Genomic DNA, 20,035 nt, shown 5'->3' on the forward strand with positions numbered 1-20,035 from the left:
GCCGGCACGGCGGGGCGCCCTCGCGTCGTCGTGGCGCCCGCTCAGCGCGCGGCGTCGGCCGTCGGCGGCGGCGGTGTCGTCGCGAGCGCCCACCGCACGAGCCGGGTGACGAGCCGGCCGCCCGCGTCGGCGAGCGTCGCGTCGAGCCACGCGCGGTCGGGCAGGCCGAGCGGTGCGCGCGCGGCGCGGGGCAGCAGCCCGATCGCCGCGGCGGAGAGCACCCGGTACGGCGGGAGCGCGGCGGCGGGGACCGGCGGCCGCGCGAGCAGGAACTCCGCGGCCTCCCGCGCCTCGGGCGTGCCGCGCAGCTCGGGCACGTACGCGTCGAGCGTCGCGCGCAGGCCCGCCACCGTGTCGGGCACGTCCGTGGCCCCGAGCGCCCGCGCGACCCGGGCGCCCTGCGCCACGTACGCGTCGCAGCCGGCGGCGTCGAGCGGCCGGGCGCCGTACCGCTGGTGCGCCGTGAGGAACGCGTGGGCCTCGGTGACGTGCACCCACCGCAGCAGGTGCGGGTCCGAGGCGGCGTACGGCAGGCCGTCGGGCGTCGTGCCGGTGACGCGGTCGTGGATGCCGCGGACGGTGTCGACGGCCTGCTGCGCGTGCTCGGCGGTGCCGAACGTCGTCACGGCCAGGAAGGTGCTGGTGCGCTGCAGCCGCCCCCACGGGTCGGACCGGTACCCGGAGTGCGCGGCGACCGCCGCCATCGCCAGCGGGTGCCAGGACTGCAGGAGCAGGGCCGTCAGCCCGCCGACGAACATCGACGCGTCGGCGTGCACCCGCCGGATCGCGTCGTCGGGACCGAACCACCGCGGCCCGGGCGTCGCGTGGATCCGCTCGCGGACCTGGGCCCCGCGCGGGCCGGCGACGCGGGCGAACAGCTCGTCGCCGAGCCGGCCCCGCAGGGTCGTGGTGGAGGTGGTCACGCGCCGATCCTCGTACGGCGCGCGCCCCGGCGCCACGGCGGCACCGGGCTGCGGGTCAGGCGGCCTGGACGAACGCCACGACGGCGTCGGCGACCAGCTGCACGGCGATGGCGGCCAGCAGCAGCCCCGCGATGCGCGTCACGAGCGTGGTCCCGGAGTCCCCCAGCAGCCGGTGGATGAACCCGGCGAACCGCATGGCCAGCCACAGGCAGACGTGCACCAGCACGATGCCGAGCGCGATCGCGAGCCAGTCGGCGAGCGTCCCGTCGGACTGCTGGACGAACACCATCACCGCGACGATGGCGCCGGGCCCGGCGAGCAGCGGGGTGCCCAGCGGGACCAGCGCGACGTTCACCTTGGAGTTGCCGGAGGGCTGCGGCTCCTCGGCCTTGCCGGTCAGCAGCTCCATCGCGACGAGGAGCAGCAGCAGGCCGCCGGACGCCTGCAGGGCGGGCAGCGAGATGTGCATGTACGACAGCAGGCTCTGCCCGAAGACCGCGAACACCAGGATGACGCCGAACGCCACGAGGATCGCCTGCCGGGCGGCGCGGTTGCGCTGCTGCCGGGTCATCGCCCCGGTCAGGCCGAGGAAGATCGGCACCGTCCCGGGCGGGTCCATGATGACGAACAGGGTGATGAAGACCTCGGAGAGGAGTCGCCAGTCGAGCACGGTGCTCATGGTCGCACCACCGGCGTCGTGCCCTGGCGCTCGATCTCCGCGAGGACCTCCGGGGCGGTGGTGTTCTCGCCCAGGCGGTTGTCCTTGCCGGCCCCGTGGTAGTCGCTCGACCCGGTGACGAGCAGGCCGAGCCGGTCGGCGAGCTCCGTCAGGCGGGCGCGCTGCTCGGGCGTGTGGTCGCGGTGGTGCACCTCGAGCCCCGCCAGCCCGGCCTCGGCGAGCTCGGCGATCACGGCGTCCGCCACGATCCGCCCGCGGCCGTCCGCCCCGGGGTGCGCGAACACCGGGACGCCGCCGGACGCCCGGACCGCCTCGACCGCGTCGACGGCCTCGGGGGCGTAGTACGGCACGTAGTAGCGCCCGCGCGCCGACAGCAGGTCGGCGAACGCCGCGCTCCGGTCGGGCACCAGCCCGAGCGCGACGAGCGCGTCCGCGATGTGCGGGCGGCCGACGACCGTGCCCGGCGCCTGCTGGGCGAGCACGTCCTCCCAGGTGATCGGCAGGTCGCGCGACAGCCGCTCGACGATCGCCCGCCCGCGGTGCAGGCGGGCCTCCCGGGTGCGCGCGACCACGCCGGCGAGCGCCGGGTGCGCGGGGTCCTGGAGGTAGGACAGCAGGTGGATGCTGACGCCTCCCCGCAGCGCCGAGACCTCCGTCCCGGGCACGAGCGCGATCCCGTGCCGCCGCGCGGCACCTGACGCCTCCGCCCAGCCGGCCGTGGTGTCGTGGTCGGTGAGCGCCACGACGTCGAGCCCCGCGGCCGCCGCCGACGCCACCACCCCCGCCGGCGGCTCGGTGCCGTCCGAGGCCGTCGAGTGGGTGTGGAGGTCGATGCGCACCGCGGAAGCCTACCGGCGGCCCGGGGCCGTCCCCGGCGCCGGGCGCCCGGTGCCAGACTGGAGGGCATGGCCACCGAACCCGCTCCCGAGACCTCGCCCGCCGCCGCCCCGTCGGAGCAGACGCTCGCCGACCGCGGCCAGAACCGCAGCCAGCGCCCGTCCTCGGCGGCGTTCCTGGACTGGGTGACCTCCGGCTGGGCGGAGCGCCCCGCGAGCACCGCGGCGCCCGCGGACGTCGCGCCGTTCACCGCCGCGCGCCGGGCCCGGCTGGCCGCGCAGTTCCCCGGCGAGCGCCTCGTGGTGCCGGCCGGCGCGTACAAGGTGCGGTCCAACGACACCGACTACCGGTTCCGCCCCCACTCGGCCTTCGCCCACCTCACGGGCCTGGGCGGGGAGCAGGAGCCGGACGCGGTGCTGGTGCTGCACCCCGCCGCGGACGGCGAGGGCGACGAGCTGCCCGACGGCACCCGGTCGACGCACCGCGCCGTGCTGTACATGCGCCCGCTCGCCGGCCGGGACACCGAGGAGTTCTTCTCCGACTCCCGCTACGGCGAGTTCTGGGTGGGCCCGCGCCCGACCCTCGAGGACATGCAGACGGTCACGGGCATCCGCACCGCGCACAGCGACGAGCTGCGGGACGCCCTCGCGAAGGACGTCGGCACGGACGGCATCCGGCTGCTGGTGGTGCCGGAGGTCGACGAGGCCGTCGAGGCCGTGGTCGAGGAGATCCGGGCCACCGAGGACGCGGGCGAGCGGGACGCCGCCCTGGTCGAGGCGCTGTCCGAGCTGCGGCTGGTCAAGGACGAGCACGAGGTCGGCGAGCTCCGCGCGGCCGTCGCGGCGACCGTCGCCGGGTTCGAGCAGGTCGTGCGGCGGCTGCCGGAGGCCGTGGCGCACCGGCGCGGCGAGCGCGTCATCGAGGGCACGTTCCTGTCGCAGGCCCGCGTCGAGGGCAACTACGTGGGCTACGAGACGATCGCCGCCGCGGGCGCGCACGCCACGACGCTGCACTGGACCGACAACGACGGCCGGGTGCGCGAGGGTGAGCTCGTCCTCATCGACGCCGGCGTGGAGGTCGACTCGCTCTACACCGCGGACGTGACGCGCACGCTGCCGGTGACGGGCACGTTCACCGAGGCGCAGCGCCGCGTCTACCAGGCGGTGCTCGACGCGGCCGACGCGGCCTTCGCGGTCGCGGTGCCCGGCAACCGGTTCCGGGACGTGCACGCGGCCGCCATGGAGGTCATCGCCGCCCGCCTGGACGAGTGGGGCATGCTGCCCGTCCCCGCCGCGGAGTCGCTCGCCCCGGAGGGCCAGCAGCACCGCCGCTGGATGGTGCACGGCACGAGCCACCACCTCGGTCTGGACGTCCACGACTGCGCGCAGGCGCGTCGGGAGATGTACCTGGACGCGGTGATCGAGCCCGGCATGGTGTTCACGATCGAGCCCGGTCTGTACTTCCAGTCCGACGACCTGCGGGTGCCGGCCGAGCTGCGGGGCATCGGCGTGCGGATCGAGGACGACGTGCTGGTCACCGCCGACGGCAACGAGAACCTGTCGGCCGCGCTCCCCCGGCGCCCGGAGGACGTCGAGGCGTGGATGGCGGGCCTGCTCGGCCGCTGACCCCGCACGCACGACGGCCCGGCTCCCCCGCGGGGGTGCCGGGCCGTCGTCGCGTCAGTCCGACGTGCCGCGCGAGGGCGGGACGTCGGGTGCCGGCGGCTGCTGCTCGCCCTCGGGCTGCGCCGGGGGCTGCGCGGCGGGCGGCTGCGCGGTCGGCGGCTGCGCGGTCGGGGGCTGCGGGGCGTACTGGCCGTAGCGCGGCTCCGCCGGCGGGGCGCCGGCGCCGGCCGCGTACTGCCCGTACCGCGGCTCCGCGGGCGGGGTCGGCGCGCCGGGGGCGGGCGGCACCGGCGGCACCGGGCCGGCGTGGCCGGGGACCGGGTGGCTCGCCGACGGGTCCGACGGGGGTGCGCCGAACGGGGCGGCGGGCGGGACCGGCGTCCGGCCCTCGCCGACGCGCACGCCGCCGACCTCGCGGAGCAGCTGCCGCGCGTCCGCCGCCTTCTCCGACTGGCAGAGCACCGCGTACTGCGACGCGACGATCTGGCTCTGCGAGGTGAAGTCCCGCTTGCCGCCGGTGAACGAGTAGAAGATCACCGAGAACAGCAGGCCGAAGCCGCCGCCGACCAGCACGGACGTCAGCAGGATGCCCGCGTTGCTGCTGGTGAGCAGGAAGAGCAGGCCGACGAAGACGCCGAACCACGCGCCGGAGCCGAACCCGCCCATCGCCACCCGGGCGTAGGTCAGCCGCCCGGTGACGCGCTCGACCATCTTGAGGTCGGTGCCCACGATCGTGACGAGCTGGACCGGGAACTGCCGGTCGGACAGGTGGTCGACCGCCTTCTGCGCCTCGAGGTAGGTGCCGTAGGACGCGACCGTCTCGCCCTGCGGCAGCGTGGGCGTGCGGGGGACGCGGGTGGCTCCGGAGAACGACATGCGCCCATCCTCGCCCAGCGCGGGCCCGACCCGCCAGGCCTGCGGGGCGATGCGCAGGCACTTCATGGCCGACGTCCAGGTCACGCCCAGCCTCGCCCCGGGTCGCGGTCGTGGCGCGCGCCCGCCGACCCGGCGTCTACTCTGAGCCCGTGAGCGGATCCGCGACCCGGGTGTTCGTCGCGCGGCTCGCCGGGACCTCCGTCTTCGACCCCATCGGCGACCAGGTCGGGCGTGTGCGCGACGTCGTCGTGCTGCTCCGGCCCAAGGGCGCGCCGCGCGCGGTCGGCCTGGTGGTGGAGGTCCCGGGCCGTCGGCGGGTGTTCGTGCCCCTGACCCGGGTGACCGCGGTCGACGCCGGCCAGGTCATCTCGACCGGCCTGGTCAACATGCGCCGGTTCGAGCAGCGGCCGTTCGAGACCCTCGTCGTCGGCGAGCTGTTCGACCGCACGGTGCAGCTGGCCGACGGCTCCGGGGCGGCCACCGTCGAGGACCTCGCCATCGAGCGGCAGCGCAACGGCGACTGGGTGGTCACGAAGGTGTTCGTGCGCCGCCACCGCGCGGGCCGCGCCGGGCTGCTGCGCCGCCGCGGCGAGCCGGAGCTGCTCGACATCGAGGAGATCACCGGGCTGGCCCGCACCAGCGACCAGCAGGGCGCCGCGCTGCTGCTCGCCCAGTACGACGAGCTCAAGCCCGCCGACCTGGCGGACGTGCTGCACGACCTCGGCACGCGCCGGCGGCTCGAGGTCGCGGCGGCCATGGACAACGAGCGCCTGGCCGACGTGCTCGAGGAGCTGCCCGAGGACGACCAGGTCGCGATCCTCTCGGGCCTGGAGCGCGCCCGCGCCGCGGACGTCCTCGAGGCGATGCAGCCCGACGACGCCGCCGACCTGCTCGGCGAGCTGCCGGACGACCAGGCCGCCGAGCTGCTGGAGCTCATGGAGCCCGAGGAGGCGCGTGACGTCCGGCGCCTGCTCGCGTACGAGGACAACACCGCGGGCGGTCTCATGACCACCGAGCCGGTGATCCTGGGGCCGGAGACCCCGATCGCCTCGGCCCTGGCGCACGTGCGGCGGCGCGACCTCACGCCCGCCCTGGCGTCGATGGTCTTCGTCGTGCGCCCGCCGCTGGAGACCCCCACCGGCCGGTTCATCGGCGTCGTGCACCTGCAGCGGCTGCTCCGCGAGCCCCCGCACGAGGCGATCGGCACGGCGGTCGACACCGACATCGAGCCCGTCGGCGCCGACGCCCCGCTGCTGGCCGTCACGCGCCGGCTGGCCACCTACGACCTGCTGGCGATCCCCGTGGTCGACGCCGACCGCCGGCTGCTCGGCGCGGTGAGCGTCGACGACGTGCTCGACCACCTGCTGCCCGAGGACTGGCGCGAGACCGACGAGGAGGTGCAGCCACCGTCCGGTGCGGTGCCCGTCGTCGTCCCCGGGGGCCCGAGTCCGAGCCCGGCACGGAAGGGAGGCCGTCATGCCTGAGCGCCTCGACACGCCCAAGGCCTCCCGCCGCCAGCTCCTGCCCCGCCTGCAGGAGGACGCCTTCGGCAAGGTCTCGGAGGGCATCGCCCGGTTCATGGGCACCCCGCGGTTCCTGCTGTGGCTGAGCCTGTTCTGCGTCGCGTGGCTGGTGTGGAACTCGTGGGGCCCCGAGGACCTGCGGTTCGACTCGGCGCGCAACGGGTTCACCGCCCTGACGCTCATGCTGTCGCTCCAGGCGTCGTACTCCGCGCCGCTCATCCTGCTCGCGCAGAACCGCCAGACCGACCGCGACCGCGTGCAGGCCGAGCAGGACCGGCAGCGCGCCGAGCGGAACCTCGCGGACACCGAGTTCCTCGCCCGGGAGATGGCCGCGCTGCGCATCGCGCTGTCCGAGGTCGCGACCCGCGACTTCGTCCGCTCGGAGCTGCGCAACCTGCTGGAGGACCTGACCGAGGACCGCGCGGCGGCCCCGGACGAGGACGACCCGCCGGCCTCCCGGGAGGGCGCGCCGGCGGACGCCCGGCCCGCCGCCGGCCCGACGCCCTGACGGCACGCCCGCCCGCCGCACCTACGATGGACGGCATGCCACCCGTCCTGGACACCCGAGACCCCGAGGCCGTCGCCGCCGCCGTGCGCGAGGCGCTGACGCGGGTGGTCGACCCCGAGATCCGCCGCCCCGTCACCGAGCTCGGGATGGTGCGCTCGGTGGACGTCGACACGGCGGCCCCGGGCGGCACCCGCGTCACCGTGGGGATCGACCTGACCACGGCCGGCTGCCCGCTGAAGGACACGATCACGAAGGACGTCACGTCCGCCGTGCTGGCGGTCGAGGGCGTCGCGGACGTCCGCATGGCGCTCGGCGTCATGAGCCCCGAGCAGCGCGCCGCGCTGACCGAGCGGCTGCGCGGCGGGCCGGAGCCGGTGATCCCGTTCAGCAAGCCGACCTCGCTGACGAAGGTGTTCGCGGTGGCCTCCGGCAAGGGCGGGGTCGGCAAGTCCTCGGTCACGGCGAACCTCGCGGTCGCGATGGCCGCCGACGGGCTGCGGGTCGGGGTCGTGGACGCCGACATCTACGGGTTCTCGATCCCCCGGATGCTGGGCGTCACCCAGCCGCCGACCCGGGTGGACGAGATGCTGCTGCCGCCGATCGCCCACGACGTCAAGGTGATCTCCATCGGCATGTTCGTCCCCCCGGGCCAGCCGGTGGTGTGGCGGGGGCCGATGCTGCACCGCGCGCTGCAGCAGTTCCTGGCGGACGTGTTCTGGGGCGACCTGGACGTGCTGCTGCTGGACCTGCCGCCCGGGACCGGCGACATCGCGATCTCCGTGGCGCAGCTCCTGCCGGGCTCGGAGCTCGTCGTGGTCACCACGCCGCAGCCCGCCGCGGCCGAGGTCGCGGAGCGGGCCGGCTCCATCGCGACCCAGACCCGCCAGGGCGTGGTCGGCGTCGTGGAGAACATGGCATGGCTGGAGCAGCCGGACGGGTCGCGGCTGGAGCTGTTCGGCGCCGGCGGCGGCGCGCGCGTCGCCGAGGGGCTGTCGCGCTCCACGGGCGGGACCGTGCCGGTGCTGGGTCAGGTCCCGCTCGACGTGCGGCTGCGCGAGGCCGGCGACGGCGGCACGCCCGTCGTGCTGACGGCCCCGGACTCCCCCGCCGCCGTGGCGCTGCGGGGCGTCGCGCGCTCGCTCACGGCGCGCTCCCGGGGGCTCGCGGGGCGCTCGCTCGGGCTGACCCCGGTCGGGCGGTAGCACCGACGCGCCCGCCGGACCCGCGCACGTGCGCGGGGCTGTTGGTTCGTGTGCGGATCTGGTGGATACTGTCGCCGTGCTCGCCAGCCAACGACAGGACCGCATCGTCGCGGAGGTGCGCGCCCACGGCGCCGTCCGCGTGGCGGACCTCGTGGAGAGCCTCGACGTCTCCGAGATGACGGTCCGCCGCGACATCACCGAGCTCGACCGCGCCGGCCTGGTCCGCCGGGTGCACGGCGGCGCCGTCGCCCCGGACGGCGCCGGCCGCCCCACCGACGAGCCGGGCTTCGAGGCGAAGTCCGGCTGGGCCACCGCCGAGAAGGAGGCGATCGCCCGGCTCGCCGCCCGGACGGTCGAGCCCGGCCAGGCCGTCGCGCTCTCGGCGGGGACCACCACGCACCTGCTGGCGGAGCGCCTCGCCGCCGACGCCGCCCTGCGGCCCCTGACGGTCGTGACGAACTCCCTGCCCGTCGCGCAGACGCTCCACCGGGCCGCCCCGGGCGCCGGGCCGCTCGACGTGATCCTCACCGGCGGCAGCCGCACCCCGTCGGACGCGCTCGTCGGCCCCGTCGCCGACGCGGCGCTGTCGACCCTGCGGGTGGACCGCCTGTTCCTCGGCGTGCACGGCCTCGACGAGTCCGGGCTCATGACGCCGAACCTCGCCGAGGCCGCCACCGACCGGGCGCTGCTGCGGTGCGCCGCCGCCGTCACCGTGCTCGCCGACCACACCAAGTGGGGCGTCGTCGGGCTCGCGCGGATCGCCCCGCTCACCGAGGTGGACGTGCTGGTCAGCGACGACGCCCTGCCGGGCCCCGCCCGCGCCGTCCTCGCGGACACCGGCTGCACCCTGCTCGTGCCGACCCCCGCCCCGTCGAAGGAGACCTGACGCGTGACCGTGACCGACCCCGCGCCGACCGTGGACACCGACCTGCTGACGCCGGGCGTCCGCCGCACCCGCACGTCGATGGCGGACGGGCGGGAGCTGCTCTACTTCGACGACTCGGAGCCGTACGTCTCCGGGGCGGCCACGCGCCGGCTCGACGACCCGCGGCCCCTGCCGGACCGGTTCGCGCCCGTCGTCGGCCCCGACGGGGTGGCGCGGCCGGTGACCGGCCCGGAGCTGCGCCGCGACCCGCTCACCGGGGACTGGATCCCCATGGCGGCTCACCGCATGAACCGGACGTTCCTGCCGCCGGCCGACGCGAACCCGCTGGCCCCGGCGCGGCCCGGCGCGGCGTACCAGGACGGCGAGGTGCCGGACACGGACTACGACGTGGTCGTCTTCGAGAACCGGTTCCCGTCGCTGATGGCGGTCCCCGGCGTCCCGGACGTCGTGACCCGGGCGGACGGCGAGGAGCTGTGGCCCACCCGCCCCGCCGCCGGTCGCTGCGAGGTCATCTGCTTCTCCTCGGACCCCACGGCGTCGCTGCGCACGGTGTCGCCGCGGCGGATGCGCACCGTCGTCGAGGCGTGGGCGGACCGCACCCGCGCGCTCGGCGCGCTGCCCGGCATCGAGCAGGTGTTCGCGTTCGAGAACCGCGGCAAGGAGATCGGCGTCACGCTGCACCACCCGCACGGGCAGATCTACGCCTTCCCGTACCTCACCCCGCGCACCCGGGCGATGCTCGAGCAGGCGCGCGTGCACGCGGAGCGCACCGGCGGCCTGCTCGGCCGCGACGTGCTGGACGCGGAGCTGCGGCACGGCACCCGCGTCGTGCTGGAGTCCGAGCACTGGGTGGCGTACGTGCCGTTCGCGGCGCGGTGGCCCGTCGAGGTGCACCTGGCCCCGCGCCGGGACGTGCCCGACCTGCCGGCCCTGACGGACGCCGAGCGCGACGACCTGGCGGTGACCTACCTGGAGCTGCTGCGGCGGCTCGACCTGTTCTTCGTCGACCCGGACGACGGGAGCCCGATCGCGCTGCCGTACATCTCCGGCTGGCACCAGGCCCCCGTGCGCGAGGGCCGCGACCTGTCCCGCCTGCACCTGCAGGTGTTCTCGGTGCTGCGCGCGCCGGGCAAGCTCAAGTACCTCGCAGGAGTGGAGTCGGCCATGGCCGCCTGGATCAGCGACACGACGCCCGAGCGGATCGCCGCCCGCCTGCAGGAGGTGGCCCGGTGACCGCCGCGGTGCAGGTGCCCTCCTGGGAGCCCGCGGACGGCGCCGAGCGGGTGCGGGCGCTGTTCACCGAGGCGTTCGGCGACGAGCCGGACGGGACGTGGTCGGCGCCCGGCCGCGTGAACCTCATCGGCGAGCACACGGACTACAACGGCGGCCTGTGCCTGCCGTTCGCGCTCCCCCACCGCACCTACGTGGCGGTGCGCCGCACGGACGCCGGCACGGTGCGGCTGGTGTCCGCGCAGGAGTCGGCCGACGTCCGCGAGGTCACGCTGGACGACGTGGCCCCCGGCACCGTCGACGGCTGGCCCGCCTACGTCGCCGGGGTCGCGTGGGCGCTGCGCCAGGCCGGCCAGGACGTCGGCGGGTTCGACATCGCCGTGGACTCCTGCGTGCCGTACGGCGCCGGGCTGTCGTCGTCCGCCGCCCTGGAGTGCTCGGCCGCGGTCGCGCTCGACGCCGTCTTCGCGCTCGGCCTCGCGGGGTCGCTCGCGCGGCCGGACGACGCCGGGCGGACCGCGCTCGCCCGGGCGTGCATCCGCGCCGAGAACGAGATCGCCGGCGCGATGACCGGCGGCATGGACCAGTCCGTGTCGCTGCGGGCGCGCGACGGGCACGCGCTGCTGCTCGACTGCCGGGACGGCGCCGTCCGGCACGTGCCGTTCGACCTCGCCGCGCACGGCCTCGCGCTGCTCGTCATCGACACCAAGGCGGAGCACGCCCTGGTCGACGGGCAGTACGCCGCCCGCCGCGCCGCGTGCGAGCAGGCGGCCGCCGTGCTCGGCGTCCCGACGCTGCGCGAGATCACCCCGGACGGGCTCGGGGACGCGCTGGCGACGCTCGCGCACGGCACCGGCCCCGTCGGCGAGGGCTCGGACGACGCCGAGGTGCTGGTGCGCCGGGTGCGGCACGTGGTCACGGAGATCGCGCGGGTCGAGGAGTTCGTGTCCCTGCTCGACGCCGGCCGCGTCGCCGAGGTCGGCCCGGTCATGGACGCGTCGCACACCTCGCTGCGCGACGACTACGAGGTGTCGTGCCGGGAGCTCGACCTCGCCGTGGAGTCCGCCCGCGACGCGGGGGCCCTCGGGGCCCGCATGACCGGCGGCGGGTTCGGCGGGTCGGCGATCGCGCTCGTGGCCGCCGACGCGGTGGACGACGTGGCGGCGGCGGTGGCGGGAGCGTTCGCGGACGCCGGGCTGCACGCTCCCGCGTTCCTCGTCGCGACGGCGAGCGGCCCGGCCGCCTGACGCGCCGCTCCCCTGCCCGCTCAGCCCCCGCCCGCTCAGCCCCCGGCCGCGGCGGAGGCCGCCGTCCCCGCCGCCGGGGGCTCCTGCGTCGCCCGGCCCGCCACCCGTGCGGCGTCCTCGTGCAGCGCGAACAGCAGCGAGTACGGCCGCCCGCCGGGCGTCGGGCGCCGGGCGGCCAGCTCCTCGAGGAACCCGTCGACGCGCTCCAGCAGCTCCGCGTGCTCCTCGGCGCTGAGCCGCACCCCGAGCCGCGTCATCCGGACGGTCGCGGGGTCGGCCTCGTGCAGCTCCTCCAGGAACGTGCTGACCATGACCTGCCACATGCCGGGGAACTCCGGGGCGTGCCACGACCGGCCGGTCGCCCGGTAGGGCACCTCCCGCGACCCGCGGGCGCCGCGGCGGACGGGCTCGGCGGCGAGGAAGCCGCGGTCGACGAGGGTCCGGACGTGGTGCAGCACGGTCGCGGGGTTGCGCCCCAGACGCTCCGCGATCTCCCGGTTGGTGAGCGACTCGTCGAGGCACAGGCGCAGGATGCGCAGGCGCACCGTGGAGGCGAGCGCGCGCGCGTCGGCGTCGAGCTCGGCCGTGCGGTCGTCGGGCATGGCTCGATCCTACCCACTGATTGACTTATCCCAATCAGTGGCGCCATGCTGGCGGCATGACCTCCCCCGGACCCGCCGGCGCCCCCGGCCCCGCGCCCGCCGTCGAGGCCCCGCCCCACCGGTCGCTCGTGCGGCACGCGGACTTCCGCCGGCTCTGGGTGGGCGACGCCCTCGGCCAGCTCGGGGCGCAGCTGACGGCCCTCGCGCTGCCCGTCCTCGCCGTGCGCGAGCTCGGCGCCAGCGAGTGGCAGATGGGGCTGCTCACCGCGGCGGAGACCGCCGCGTTCCTCGTCATCGGCCTCCCGACGGGCGCCTGGGTCGACCGGATGCGCAAGCGGCGCGTGCTGATCGTCGCGGACCTGGTGCGGGCCGCCACGCTCGCGGTCGTCGTCGCGCTGGCGCTCACCGGGCACGCCTCGATGGCGACCCTGTACGCGGGCGCGCTCGTCATCAGCGCCGCCACCGTGTTCTTCGACGTCGCGCACCAGTCGTACGTCCCGGGACTGGTCGGTCTGGCGCACGTCGGCGAGGGCAACGCCAAGCTCCAGGCCACCCAGTCGGTGGCGCAGGTCGCCGCCCCGGCGGTCGGCGGCGCCCTGCTGCGGGTCGTCGCCGCACCGCTGCTCATCGCCGTCAACGCCGTGACGTACCTGGTCTCGGCGTTCGCCGTGGGGCGCATCCGGCAGGTCGAGACGCTCCCCTCCCCGGAGCACCGCCGGCCCCTGCGGGCGGAGATCGCCGAGGGGCTGGGCTTCGTCCTGCGGCAGCCGCTGCTGCGCCGCATCGTCGCGTGCACCGCGCTGGGCAACCTGTTCGGCGCGGTCTCCGGGTCGCTGCTCGTGCTGTACGCCCTGCGCGACCTCGGGCTCGACGAGGCCGCGTACGGCACCGTGCTGTCCGCGTCCGCCGTGGGCGGCCTGCTCGGCGCCGTGGCCTCCGACCGCCTGGTCCGGTGGGTCGGCGAGGGCCGGGTCATCCCGCTCGCCGCCCTGGCGTTCGCCCCCGCGACCGCGCTCGCCCCGCTCGCCGCCGCACTGCCCCTGCCGCCCCAGGCGGTGCTCGTCGCCGCCGGCGGGCTGCTGTCGTTCGCGGTGGTCGTCTACAACGTCGCGCAGGTGAGCTTCCGGCAGCGCGTCTGCCCGCCGCTGCTGCTCGGGCGCATGAACGCGTCCGTGCGCTTCATCGTCTGGGGCACGAGCCCGCTCGGCGGCCTGCTGGGAGGCTGGCTCGGGCACACGTGGGGCGTCGTGCCCGCGCTCTGGGTGGGGGCCGCCGGCACCCTCGTCGCCGCCCTCCCGGTCCTGCTGTCGCCCCTGCTGCGGATGCGCGAGCTGCCCGGCGCGCCGGCACCGGACTGACCCGCCGCGAGGGCCCGAGACCACGTTCCTGCACGTCAGCGACACGCCGGACGGCTTGCCGCCCTCCACGGGCCGGTGCACCATGTCGGGCGTGCTCCGCCTGATCCTCGCTGCCGCGTCCGGTGTCCTCGCCTCCTCCGTCGTCCTGATGGCGATCGGCGCGGGGGACGGGGGGATGCCGTGGCTGCTGCCCGTGGCGGCCGTCGTCAGCGCGCTCCTGCTGGCGGTCGTGGGCATCGGGACGTCGATGGCCGGGGTCCACGCCGCGCGCCCGGCCGACGTCGAGGCCGCCGGGCGGGAGAACCGCATCTCCCTCGCCCGGGTGCTCAGCACCCGGGCCACCGGCACCACCGTCAACGACCAGCCGCTGTGCGACATCCGCCTGGTCGTCGCCTCCCGCACCCGCCCCGCCTACACCACGACGACCCGCGCGCTGGTGAACCTCGGCACGCTGCCGTCGCTGCAGAGCGGGGCGGTGGTCGTGGTCGCCCAGCTGCACGCCGACCGGCCGGACGTCGTCCTGCTCGACCCCGCCCCCGCCGAGTGGCAGGAGGCCGCGGAACGGGACACCACCGTCGCCCGGCTGCCCGAGGCGCCGGTGTGGGAGGCCGCGCCGGCCCGCGGCCGCGACGGCCGGGGCATGCTGCGCATCCCCGCCGTGCTGCTCGTGCTCGCGTTCCTCGCCGGCTTCGTCGGTCGCGCGTGGCCCGAGCGCTCCGTCGTGACCGCGCTCCTGGACGGCTCCTCGCTCAGCGACGCCGTCGCGCAGCGGGAGCGGGAGCGGGCCGAGGCCGCGAGCATCTTCCCGGCGGACCGCACGCAGCAGGTCGTCGACGACCTGCTCGCGGAGGCCGACGGCGCGCAGTTCACCGACCTCGTCCTGTTCCAGACGTACGTGGTGGCCGAGGCGCTCACGTCCCCCGGGGCGCAGACGACCGACCGGTTCGTGTGGCGCGACGGCCGCGCCTCGCGCGACGGTGCCGCGACCATCCAGCCGGACCCCGCGGAGCTCCCCGACGAGCTGTTCGACGTCACGCAGGTCGACTGGTCGGTGGTCGAGTCCCTGACCGGCCGGGCCGCGGAGCTCACCGGCATCGACGACGAGGACGGCCCGACGGTCAGCGTCCGGCGGTCGACCACCGACGAGGGCGCGGCGCTCGAGCTCGTCGTGACCGTCGGCGACGACTACGACGACGCCTTCCTCACGGCCGACGCGTCCGGGACGATCACCGAGATGCGCGGCGGCGTCCCCGGCTCGGCGTCGGCGACCTGGACGCCCGAGCAGGCGGGCTGAGCCCGGGCCGGCCGGTCGCGCGGTGCGCCCGCCGCCGCGACGGGCCGTCCCCGCGGGCCGCTCAGAGGTCGTAGGCGACGACCACCGGCGCGTGGTCGCTGAACCGTGCGTCGTACGTCGCGGCGCGGTCGATCTCCACCGACCGCACGCGGTCCGCCAGCCCCGGCGTCGCGAGCTGGTAGTCGATCCGCCAGCCGGAGTCGTTGTCGAACGCCTGCCCGCGCCACGACCACCACGTGTACGGCCCCGGGCCCTCACCACCGTGCTCCCGGCCCAGGTCCCGCCAGCCCTGCTCGTCGAACCACACGTCGAGGTACGCCCGCTCCTCCGGGAGGAACCCGGCGGCCTTGCGGTTGCCGCGCCAGTTCTTGATGTCCACCTCGCGGTGGGCGATGTTGAGGTCCCCGGCGACGACCGCTTCGTGCTCCCCGCCCGCGAGCTCCGCGAGGCGCTTGGTCATGACGTCGAGGAAGGCGAACTTCTCGTCCATCTTCGGCGTCCCGGCCTGGCCGGAGTGGACGTAGGCGGACACGACGGTGAGCAGGCCGCCCCCGGGCAGCTCGAGGTCGGCCTCCACCCAGCGCCCCGAGTCCGCCGGCACGCCCGTGCCGATGCCGATCCGCACGGCGCTCATCGGCAGCCGGGACGCGATCGCGACGCCCGCCCGGCCCTTCGTCTCGCTGGCCTCGTGCGCCAGGTCCCAGCCGTCCGCGGCCAGGTGGTCGGCGAGGATCTCGTCCGACGCGCGCACCTCCTGCAGCAGCAGCACGTCCGGCCGGCGGGTGGCCAGCCAGTCGCCCATCCCCCGCTTGAAGGCGGCCCGGATCCCGTTCACGTTCGCAGTCGCTACCGTCAGCACGCGGACCATCCAACCCCATGCCACCGACACGCCCGCCGGCCGCGCGGGGTCGCGCGGGTGTCGCGTTCGTCTCGTCCGGCGCCTCGTCCCTGGTGGGCCCGGCCGCGCGGTGGTGGGATGGCCCGGGACCTCCGCAACCACCCGAGGGGACGGACGATGGACAGCGCACGCACCGGCCTCGACCCCGCCGTGGACCGCCGCACGGTGGCGGACCTGCGCGCGGCCGGCGGCCTCAAGTGGTCGCTGTTCCCGGACAGCATCGGGGCGTTCGTCGCCGAGTCCGACCTGGGAACCGCGCCGGCCGTCCGGGAGGCGCTGCGGGAGGCCGTCGAGCGCGAGCGGTTCGGCTACCTGCCGCCCGCGCTCGCCGACGACCTCGCGGAGGCTTACGCCGGGTGGTCCGCCGACCGGTACGGCTGGCAGCCCGACCCCGCGCGCGTGCGCCCCGTCGGCGACGTCATGGCGGCGTTCCGGGCCACCGTCCGGCACCTCACCGCGCCCGGGTCGACCATCGTCCTGCCGACCCCCGCGTACATGCCGTTCCTCACCGTGCCCGCGACCCTCGGGCGACGGGTCGTCGAGGTCCCGCTCGTGCCGGACGGCGACCGGCTCGTGCACGACCTGGACGCGATCGGGCGGGCGCTCGCCGACGGCGGCGGCCTGCTCGTGCTCTGCAACCCGCACAACCCGACCGGCCGGGTGCTGGACCGCGAGGAGCTGCTCGGCCTCGCGCGCGTGGCCGACGCGCACGGCGCCCGGGTGTTCGCGGACGAGATCCACGCGCCGCTCGTCTACCCCGGCCGGCGGCACGTGCCGTACGCCTCGGTCGACCCGGTCGCCGCGGCCCACGCGGTCACCGCGACGTCGGCGTCGAAGGCGTGGAACATCCCCGGCCTGAAGTGCGCCCAGGTGGTGCTCGGGTCCGACGCGGACGCCGCCCGCTGGCGGGAGGTCGGCGAGGAGTACGAGCACGGCGCGTCGACCCCCGGGGTCCTGGCGAGCACCGCCGCGTACACCGACGGCGGCCCGTGGCTCGACGGCCTCCTGGAGTACCTCGACGGCAACCGGCTGCTGCTCGCCGACCTGCTGGCCGAGCAGCTCCCCGCCGTCCGCTACACCCCGCCGGAGGGCACCTACCTGGCCTGGCTCGACTGCCGCGGCCTCGGCATCGGTGACCACCCCGGACGGCACTTCGCCCGCGGCGGCGTGGCGCTGACCGACGGCCCCGCGTGCGGGCGGGCCGGCCGCGGGTTCGCCCGCAGCACGCTCGCCACGCCGCGCCCGGTGCTGCGGGAGACCGTGGCGCTGCTCGCCGCGTCCGTCCCGCCGCCCGCCTGACCCCGCACCGCACCCCCGAGGCCCGAGGAGGCCCGATGTCCGTCCCCCACCCGGCCGGTCCCGCGCACGACGCGGTGCCCGGTGTCGTCCCCTCCGGCCCGGCCCCCGCCGGGAGCGCCCTGACCGTGGAGTCGGCCGGCGTCGACATCATCGCCGACGCGGACCGCAAGGGGACCCCGCGCCAGCTGTTCTGGCCGTGGTTCGCGGCGAACGTCTCCGTGCTCGGCCTGTCCTACGGCGCCTGGGTGCTCGACTTCGGCGTGTCCTTCACGCAGGCGCTCGTCGCGAGCGTCGTCGGCATCGTGTTCTCGTTCCTGCTGTGCGGCGTCGTCGCCCTGGCCGGCAAGCGCGGGTCCGCCCCCACCATGGTGCTGTCGCGGGCGGCGCTCGGCGTCCAGGGCAACCGGGTCGCAGCGGTGCTGTCCTGGCTGCTCACGGTCGGCTGGGAGACGATCCTCACCGCGCTCGCGACGCTGGCCACGGCCACCGTCGTCGAGGCGCTCGGCTGGGGCGGCGGCAGCGGCGTGCAGGTGGTGGCCCTCGTCGTCGTGGCGGCGCTCATCATCGCGGGCGGGGTGTTCGGCTTCGACCTCATCATGCGGATGCAGACCGTCATCACGGTCGTCACCGCCGTGCTCACGGTCGGCTACGTGCTGCTGGTGCTGGACCACGTCGACACCGCCGCGGTCACCGCCCTGCCCGCGGGGAGCGCCCAGGCGTTCATCGGCGCGCTCGTGTTCATGATGACCGGGTTCGGGCTGGGCTGGGTCAACATGGCCGCCGACTACTCGCGGTACCTGCCCCGGCACACGTCCGGCCGCGGCGTCGTCGGGTGGACCACGTTCGGGGCCTCGCTCGCCCCGGTGGTCCTGCTGGTGTTCGGCCTGCTGCTCGCGGGCTCCGACCCGGAGCTGCGGACGGCGATCTCCGCCGACCCGATCGGCGCGCTCACCACGATCCTGCCGACCTGGTACCTGGTGCCGTTCGCGGTGGTGGCGGTGCTCGGCCTCGTCGGCGGGGCCGTGCTCGACATCTACTCCTCCGGCCTCGCGCTGGTGTCCACCGGGCTTCCCGTGTCCCGGCCCGTCGCGGCCGGCATCGACGGCGTCATCATGGTGCTCGGCACGGTCTACATCGTGTTCGGCTCGGACACGTTCTTCGGGGTCTTCCAGGGCTTCCTCATCACGCTCGGCGTCCCCGTCGCCGCCTGGGCCGGGATCATGCTCGCCGACGTCCTGCTGCGCCGCCGCGACTACGACGACCTCGACCTGTACGACCCGCGCGGCCGCTACGGCCGGGCCGCCGGCGCGCCGCTGACCCTGCTCGCGGCCGGCACCGTGCTCGGCTGGGGGCTCGTCACCAACGCGTCCGCGGCGTGGCTGTCCTGGCAGGGCTACCTGCTGGGCGCGGTGGGTCTCGGTGGCAAGGACGGCGCGTGGGCGTACGCGAACCTCGGCGTGCTCGTGGCGCTGGTGGTCGGGTTCGCCGGGACGCTGCTGCTGCGCCGCGGGGCGGTGCGCCGGCAGGAGGCGCTGCCGCCGTCGGGGGCGGGAGCGGACGCGGGCTCCGGCTCGGCGGCGGCGCGGTGACGGCCGGGATCGGGCGGGCCGCCGCGGACGACGCCACGTCGCCGGGCGGGCACGACGCCACGTCGCCCGGCGGGCGCGACACCATGTCGCCCGGCGGGCGCGACACCATGTCGCCCGGCGGGCGCGACACCATGTCGCCCGGCGGGCGCGACACCATGTCGCCCGGCGGGCGCGACACCATGTCGCCCGGCGGGCGCGACACCATGTCGCCCGGCGGGCGCGACACCATGTCGCCCGGCGGGCGCGACACCACGTCGCCCGGCAGGCACAGCGCCACGTCGCCCGGCGGGCAGGACACCACCTCGCCGGGCGCGCCCGCCCCGACGGGCGGGTCCGGCGCGACGCCGGGGCGGGCGGTGCTGGTCGTGGTCGACATGCAGCCGGTGTTCGCCGACCCGGGCAGCCCCTGGGCCGCGCCGCGGTTCGCCGAGGCCCTGCCCGTCGTGCGGTCGCTCGCCGAGGCGGCCGGCGCGGACCGGACCGTGTTCACGCGGTTCGTCGCGCCCGAGCACCCCACCGGCGCGTGGGTGGCCTACTACGCGGACTGGCCGTTCGCCCTGCAGCCCGAGGACGCCCCGGCGTACGCGGTCGTCCCGGAGCTCGCCGACCTCGCGGCGCGGGCCCCGGTCGTGACGGCCACGACGTTCGGCAAATGGGGCCCCGACCTCGCGGCCCACGTGGGCCCCGGGGACACGATGCTGCTGACCGGCGTCTCCACCGACTGCTGCGTGCTGTCCACCGCGCTCGCCGCCGCGGACGCGGGGGTGGCGGTGCGCGTCGTCGCCGAGGCGTGCGCCGGCGCCGACGACGCGTCCCACGCCCGCGCGCTCGACGCGATCCGGCTCTACGCCCCGCTGGCCGACGTGATCGACGCGACCACGGCCCGCGCGGTCCTCGCGACGACGTCCGCCTGACCGCGCGACCCGCCCCCCGGCCCGCCCCACCGCACACCCGCGCACCCACGCGCACCCGCGCCCACCCCACGCACGCGCACCCGCACCCGCACACGCACACGCCGAGAGTCCAGGACACGCCGACGCGCAACCGCAAAACCGGGCATGTCCTGCACTCTCAGTGAGCCCGGTGCACGCAAGCGTCGCTGAAGGCGTCGGGGAGGACTGGTCGCCCGCGCACGCGCACCCGCACGCGCCGGCGCACGCCGAGAGTCCAGGACACGCCGACGCGCAACCGCAAAACCGGGCATGTCCTGCACTCTCAGTGAGCCCGGTGCACGCAAGCGTCGCTGAAGGCGTCGGGGAGGACTGGTCGCCCGCGCACGCGCACCCGCACGCGCCGGCGCACGCCGAGAGTCCAGGACACGCCGGCGCGCAGCCGCGAAACCGGGCGTGTCCTGGACTCTCGGTGAGCGCGGTCCGCGCAAGCCTCGCGGAGGCGTCCGAGGGGCTGGTCGTGCGTGCCCTCGGCGTCCGAGCGGTGGCGTCAGGCCTGGCGCTCGGCC

General features: G+C 76.4%; 18 protein-coding genes. 12 read left to right on the forward strand and 6 right to left on the reverse strand.

What is annotated here, in order from left to right; translation table 11 throughout:
• Positions 1-41 precede the first annotated feature (41 nt).
• From AAHH18_RS15605 to AAHH18_RS15615, 3 genes are read right to left on the reverse strand one after another with little or no spacing between them, the layout of a single operon-like run.
• Positions 42-923 (reverse strand): oxygenase MpaB family protein, encoded by an 882-nt coding sequence (locus AAHH18_RS15605; RefSeq protein ID WP_283319608.1) that lies wholly within the window; start codon positions 921-923, stop codon positions 42-44.
• 55 nt (positions 924-978) lie between these two features.
• On the reverse strand, positions 979-1,602 hold the full coding sequence (locus tag AAHH18_RS15610; protein ID WP_283319607.1) for a MarC family protein: 624 nt from the start codon (positions 1,600-1,602) through the stop codon (positions 979-981).
• Positions 1,599-2,441: a PHP domain-containing protein gene (locus AAHH18_RS15615; protein ID WP_343302241.1), complete on the reverse strand. Its 843-nt coding sequence runs from the start codon at positions 2,439-2,441 to the stop codon at positions 1,599-1,601. The genes AAHH18_RS15610 and AAHH18_RS15615 overlap by 4 nt, the downstream gene beginning before the upstream one ends.
• Positions 2,442-2,507: 66 nt before the next feature.
• Here AAHH18_RS15615 and AAHH18_RS15620 point away from each other — a divergent pair, with 66 nt between their 5' ends.
• A complete protein-coding gene (locus AAHH18_RS15620) occupies positions 2,508-4,064 on the forward strand; it encodes an aminopeptidase P family protein (RefSeq protein WP_343302242.1) in 1,557 nt (518 codons plus the stop codon).
• A 54-nt stretch (positions 4,065-4,118) separates the two neighbouring features.
• On the opposite strand, the gene AAHH18_RS15625 is transcribed toward AAHH18_RS15620, so the two are convergent.
• Positions 4,119-5,024: a YflT domain-containing protein gene (locus AAHH18_RS15625; protein ID WP_343302243.1), complete on the reverse strand. Its 906-nt coding sequence runs from the start codon at positions 5,022-5,024 to the stop codon at positions 4,119-4,121.
• Positions 5,025-5,089: 65 nt separating this feature from the next.
• Between AAHH18_RS15625 and AAHH18_RS15630 the strand changes: the two genes are divergently transcribed.
• The 6 genes from AAHH18_RS15630 (at position 5,090) to galK (ending at position 11,536) form a co-directional block, all read left to right on the forward strand.
• Complete coding sequence (locus tag AAHH18_RS15630; protein ID WP_283319603.1) at positions 5,090-6,424, forward strand: magnesium transporter MgtE N-terminal domain-containing protein; 1,335 nt, start codon at positions 5,090-5,092, stop codon at positions 6,422-6,424.
• The gene (locus tag AAHH18_RS15635; protein WP_343302244.1) at positions 6,417-6,971 is read left to right on the forward strand and encodes a DUF1003 domain-containing protein; all 555 of its coding nucleotides are present in this window, start codon (positions 6,417-6,419) and stop codon (positions 6,969-6,971) included. The genes AAHH18_RS15630 and AAHH18_RS15635 overlap by 8 nt, the downstream gene beginning before the upstream one ends.
• 35 nt (positions 6,972-7,006) lie before the next feature.
• Positions 7,007-8,173, forward strand: a complete 1,167-nt coding sequence (locus AAHH18_RS15640; RefSeq protein ID WP_283319601.1) for an Mrp/NBP35 family ATP-binding protein — start codon at positions 7,007-7,009, stop codon at positions 8,171-8,173.
• Positions 8,174-8,234: 61 nt separating this feature from the next.
• Positions 8,235-9,059, forward strand: coding sequence for a DeoR/GlpR family DNA-binding transcription regulator (locus AAHH18_RS15645; protein WP_343302245.1), 825 nt, complete (start codon positions 8,235-8,237; stop codon positions 9,057-9,059).
• Between the two features lie 78 nt (positions 9,060-9,137).
• The gene (gene galT / locus AAHH18_RS15650; protein ID WP_283321985.1) at positions 9,138-10,292 is read left to right on the forward strand and encodes a galactose-1-phosphate uridylyltransferase; all 1,155 of its coding nucleotides are present in this window, start codon (positions 9,138-9,140) and stop codon (positions 10,290-10,292) included.
• Positions 10,289-11,536, forward strand: a complete 1,248-nt coding sequence (gene galK / locus AAHH18_RS15655; RefSeq protein ID WP_343302246.1) for a galactokinase — start codon at positions 10,289-10,291, stop codon at positions 11,534-11,536. Before galT ends, galK begins: the two co-directional genes overlap by 4 nt.
• Positions 11,537-11,571: 35 nt before the next feature.
• Here the strand turns inward: galK and AAHH18_RS15660 are convergent, their stop codons facing one another.
• The gene (locus tag AAHH18_RS15660) at positions 11,572-12,138 is read right to left on the reverse strand and encodes an ArsR/SmtB family transcription factor (protein ID WP_343302247.1); all 567 of its coding nucleotides are present in this window, start codon (positions 12,136-12,138) and stop codon (positions 11,572-11,574) included.
• 56 nt (positions 12,139-12,194) lie between these two features.
• Here AAHH18_RS15660 and AAHH18_RS15665 point away from each other — a divergent pair, with 56 nt between their 5' ends.
• Both AAHH18_RS15665 and AAHH18_RS15670 read left to right on the forward strand, forming a co-directional pair.
• Positions 12,195-13,496, forward strand: coding sequence for an MFS transporter (locus AAHH18_RS15665; protein WP_283319597.1), 1,302 nt, complete (start codon positions 12,195-12,197; stop codon positions 13,494-13,496).
• 91 nt (positions 13,497-13,587) lie between these two features.
• Positions 13,588-14,790 (forward strand): hypothetical protein, encoded by a 1,203-nt coding sequence (locus tag AAHH18_RS15670; protein ID WP_343302248.1) that lies wholly within the window; start codon positions 13,588-13,590, stop codon positions 14,788-14,790.
• Positions 14,791-14,851: 61 nt separating this feature from the next.
• Here the strand turns inward: AAHH18_RS15670 and AAHH18_RS15675 are convergent, their stop codons facing one another.
• Complete coding sequence (locus AAHH18_RS15675) at positions 14,852-15,649, reverse strand: exodeoxyribonuclease III (protein ID WP_343302249.1); 798 nt, start codon at positions 15,647-15,649, stop codon at positions 14,852-14,854.
• A 156-nt stretch (positions 15,650-15,805) separates the two neighbouring features.
• Between AAHH18_RS15675 and AAHH18_RS15680 the strand changes: the two genes are divergently transcribed.
• The 3 genes from AAHH18_RS15680 to AAHH18_RS15690 are packed head-to-tail and all read left to right on the forward strand — an operon-like array spanning position 15,806 to position 19,490.
• Positions 15,806-16,987, forward strand: coding sequence for a MalY/PatB family protein (locus AAHH18_RS15680; RefSeq protein WP_343302250.1), 1,182 nt, complete (start codon positions 15,806-15,808; stop codon positions 16,985-16,987).
• A gap of 35 nt (positions 16,988-17,022) precedes the next feature.
• Positions 17,023-18,576, forward strand: coding sequence for a purine-cytosine permease family protein (locus AAHH18_RS15685; protein WP_343302251.1), 1,554 nt, complete (start codon positions 17,023-17,025; stop codon positions 18,574-18,576).
• Positions 18,573-19,490: a cysteine hydrolase family protein gene (locus AAHH18_RS15690; RefSeq protein ID WP_343302252.1), complete on the forward strand. Its 918-nt coding sequence runs from the start codon at positions 18,573-18,575 to the stop codon at positions 19,488-19,490. Before AAHH18_RS15685 ends, AAHH18_RS15690 begins: the two co-directional genes overlap by 4 nt.
• Positions 19,491-20,035: the final 545 nt, after the last annotated feature.

It is taken from the genome of Cellulomonas olei (assembly GCF_039548315.1).
Lineage (GTDB): Bacteria > Actinomycetota > Actinomycetes > Actinomycetales > Cellulomonadaceae > Cellulomonas.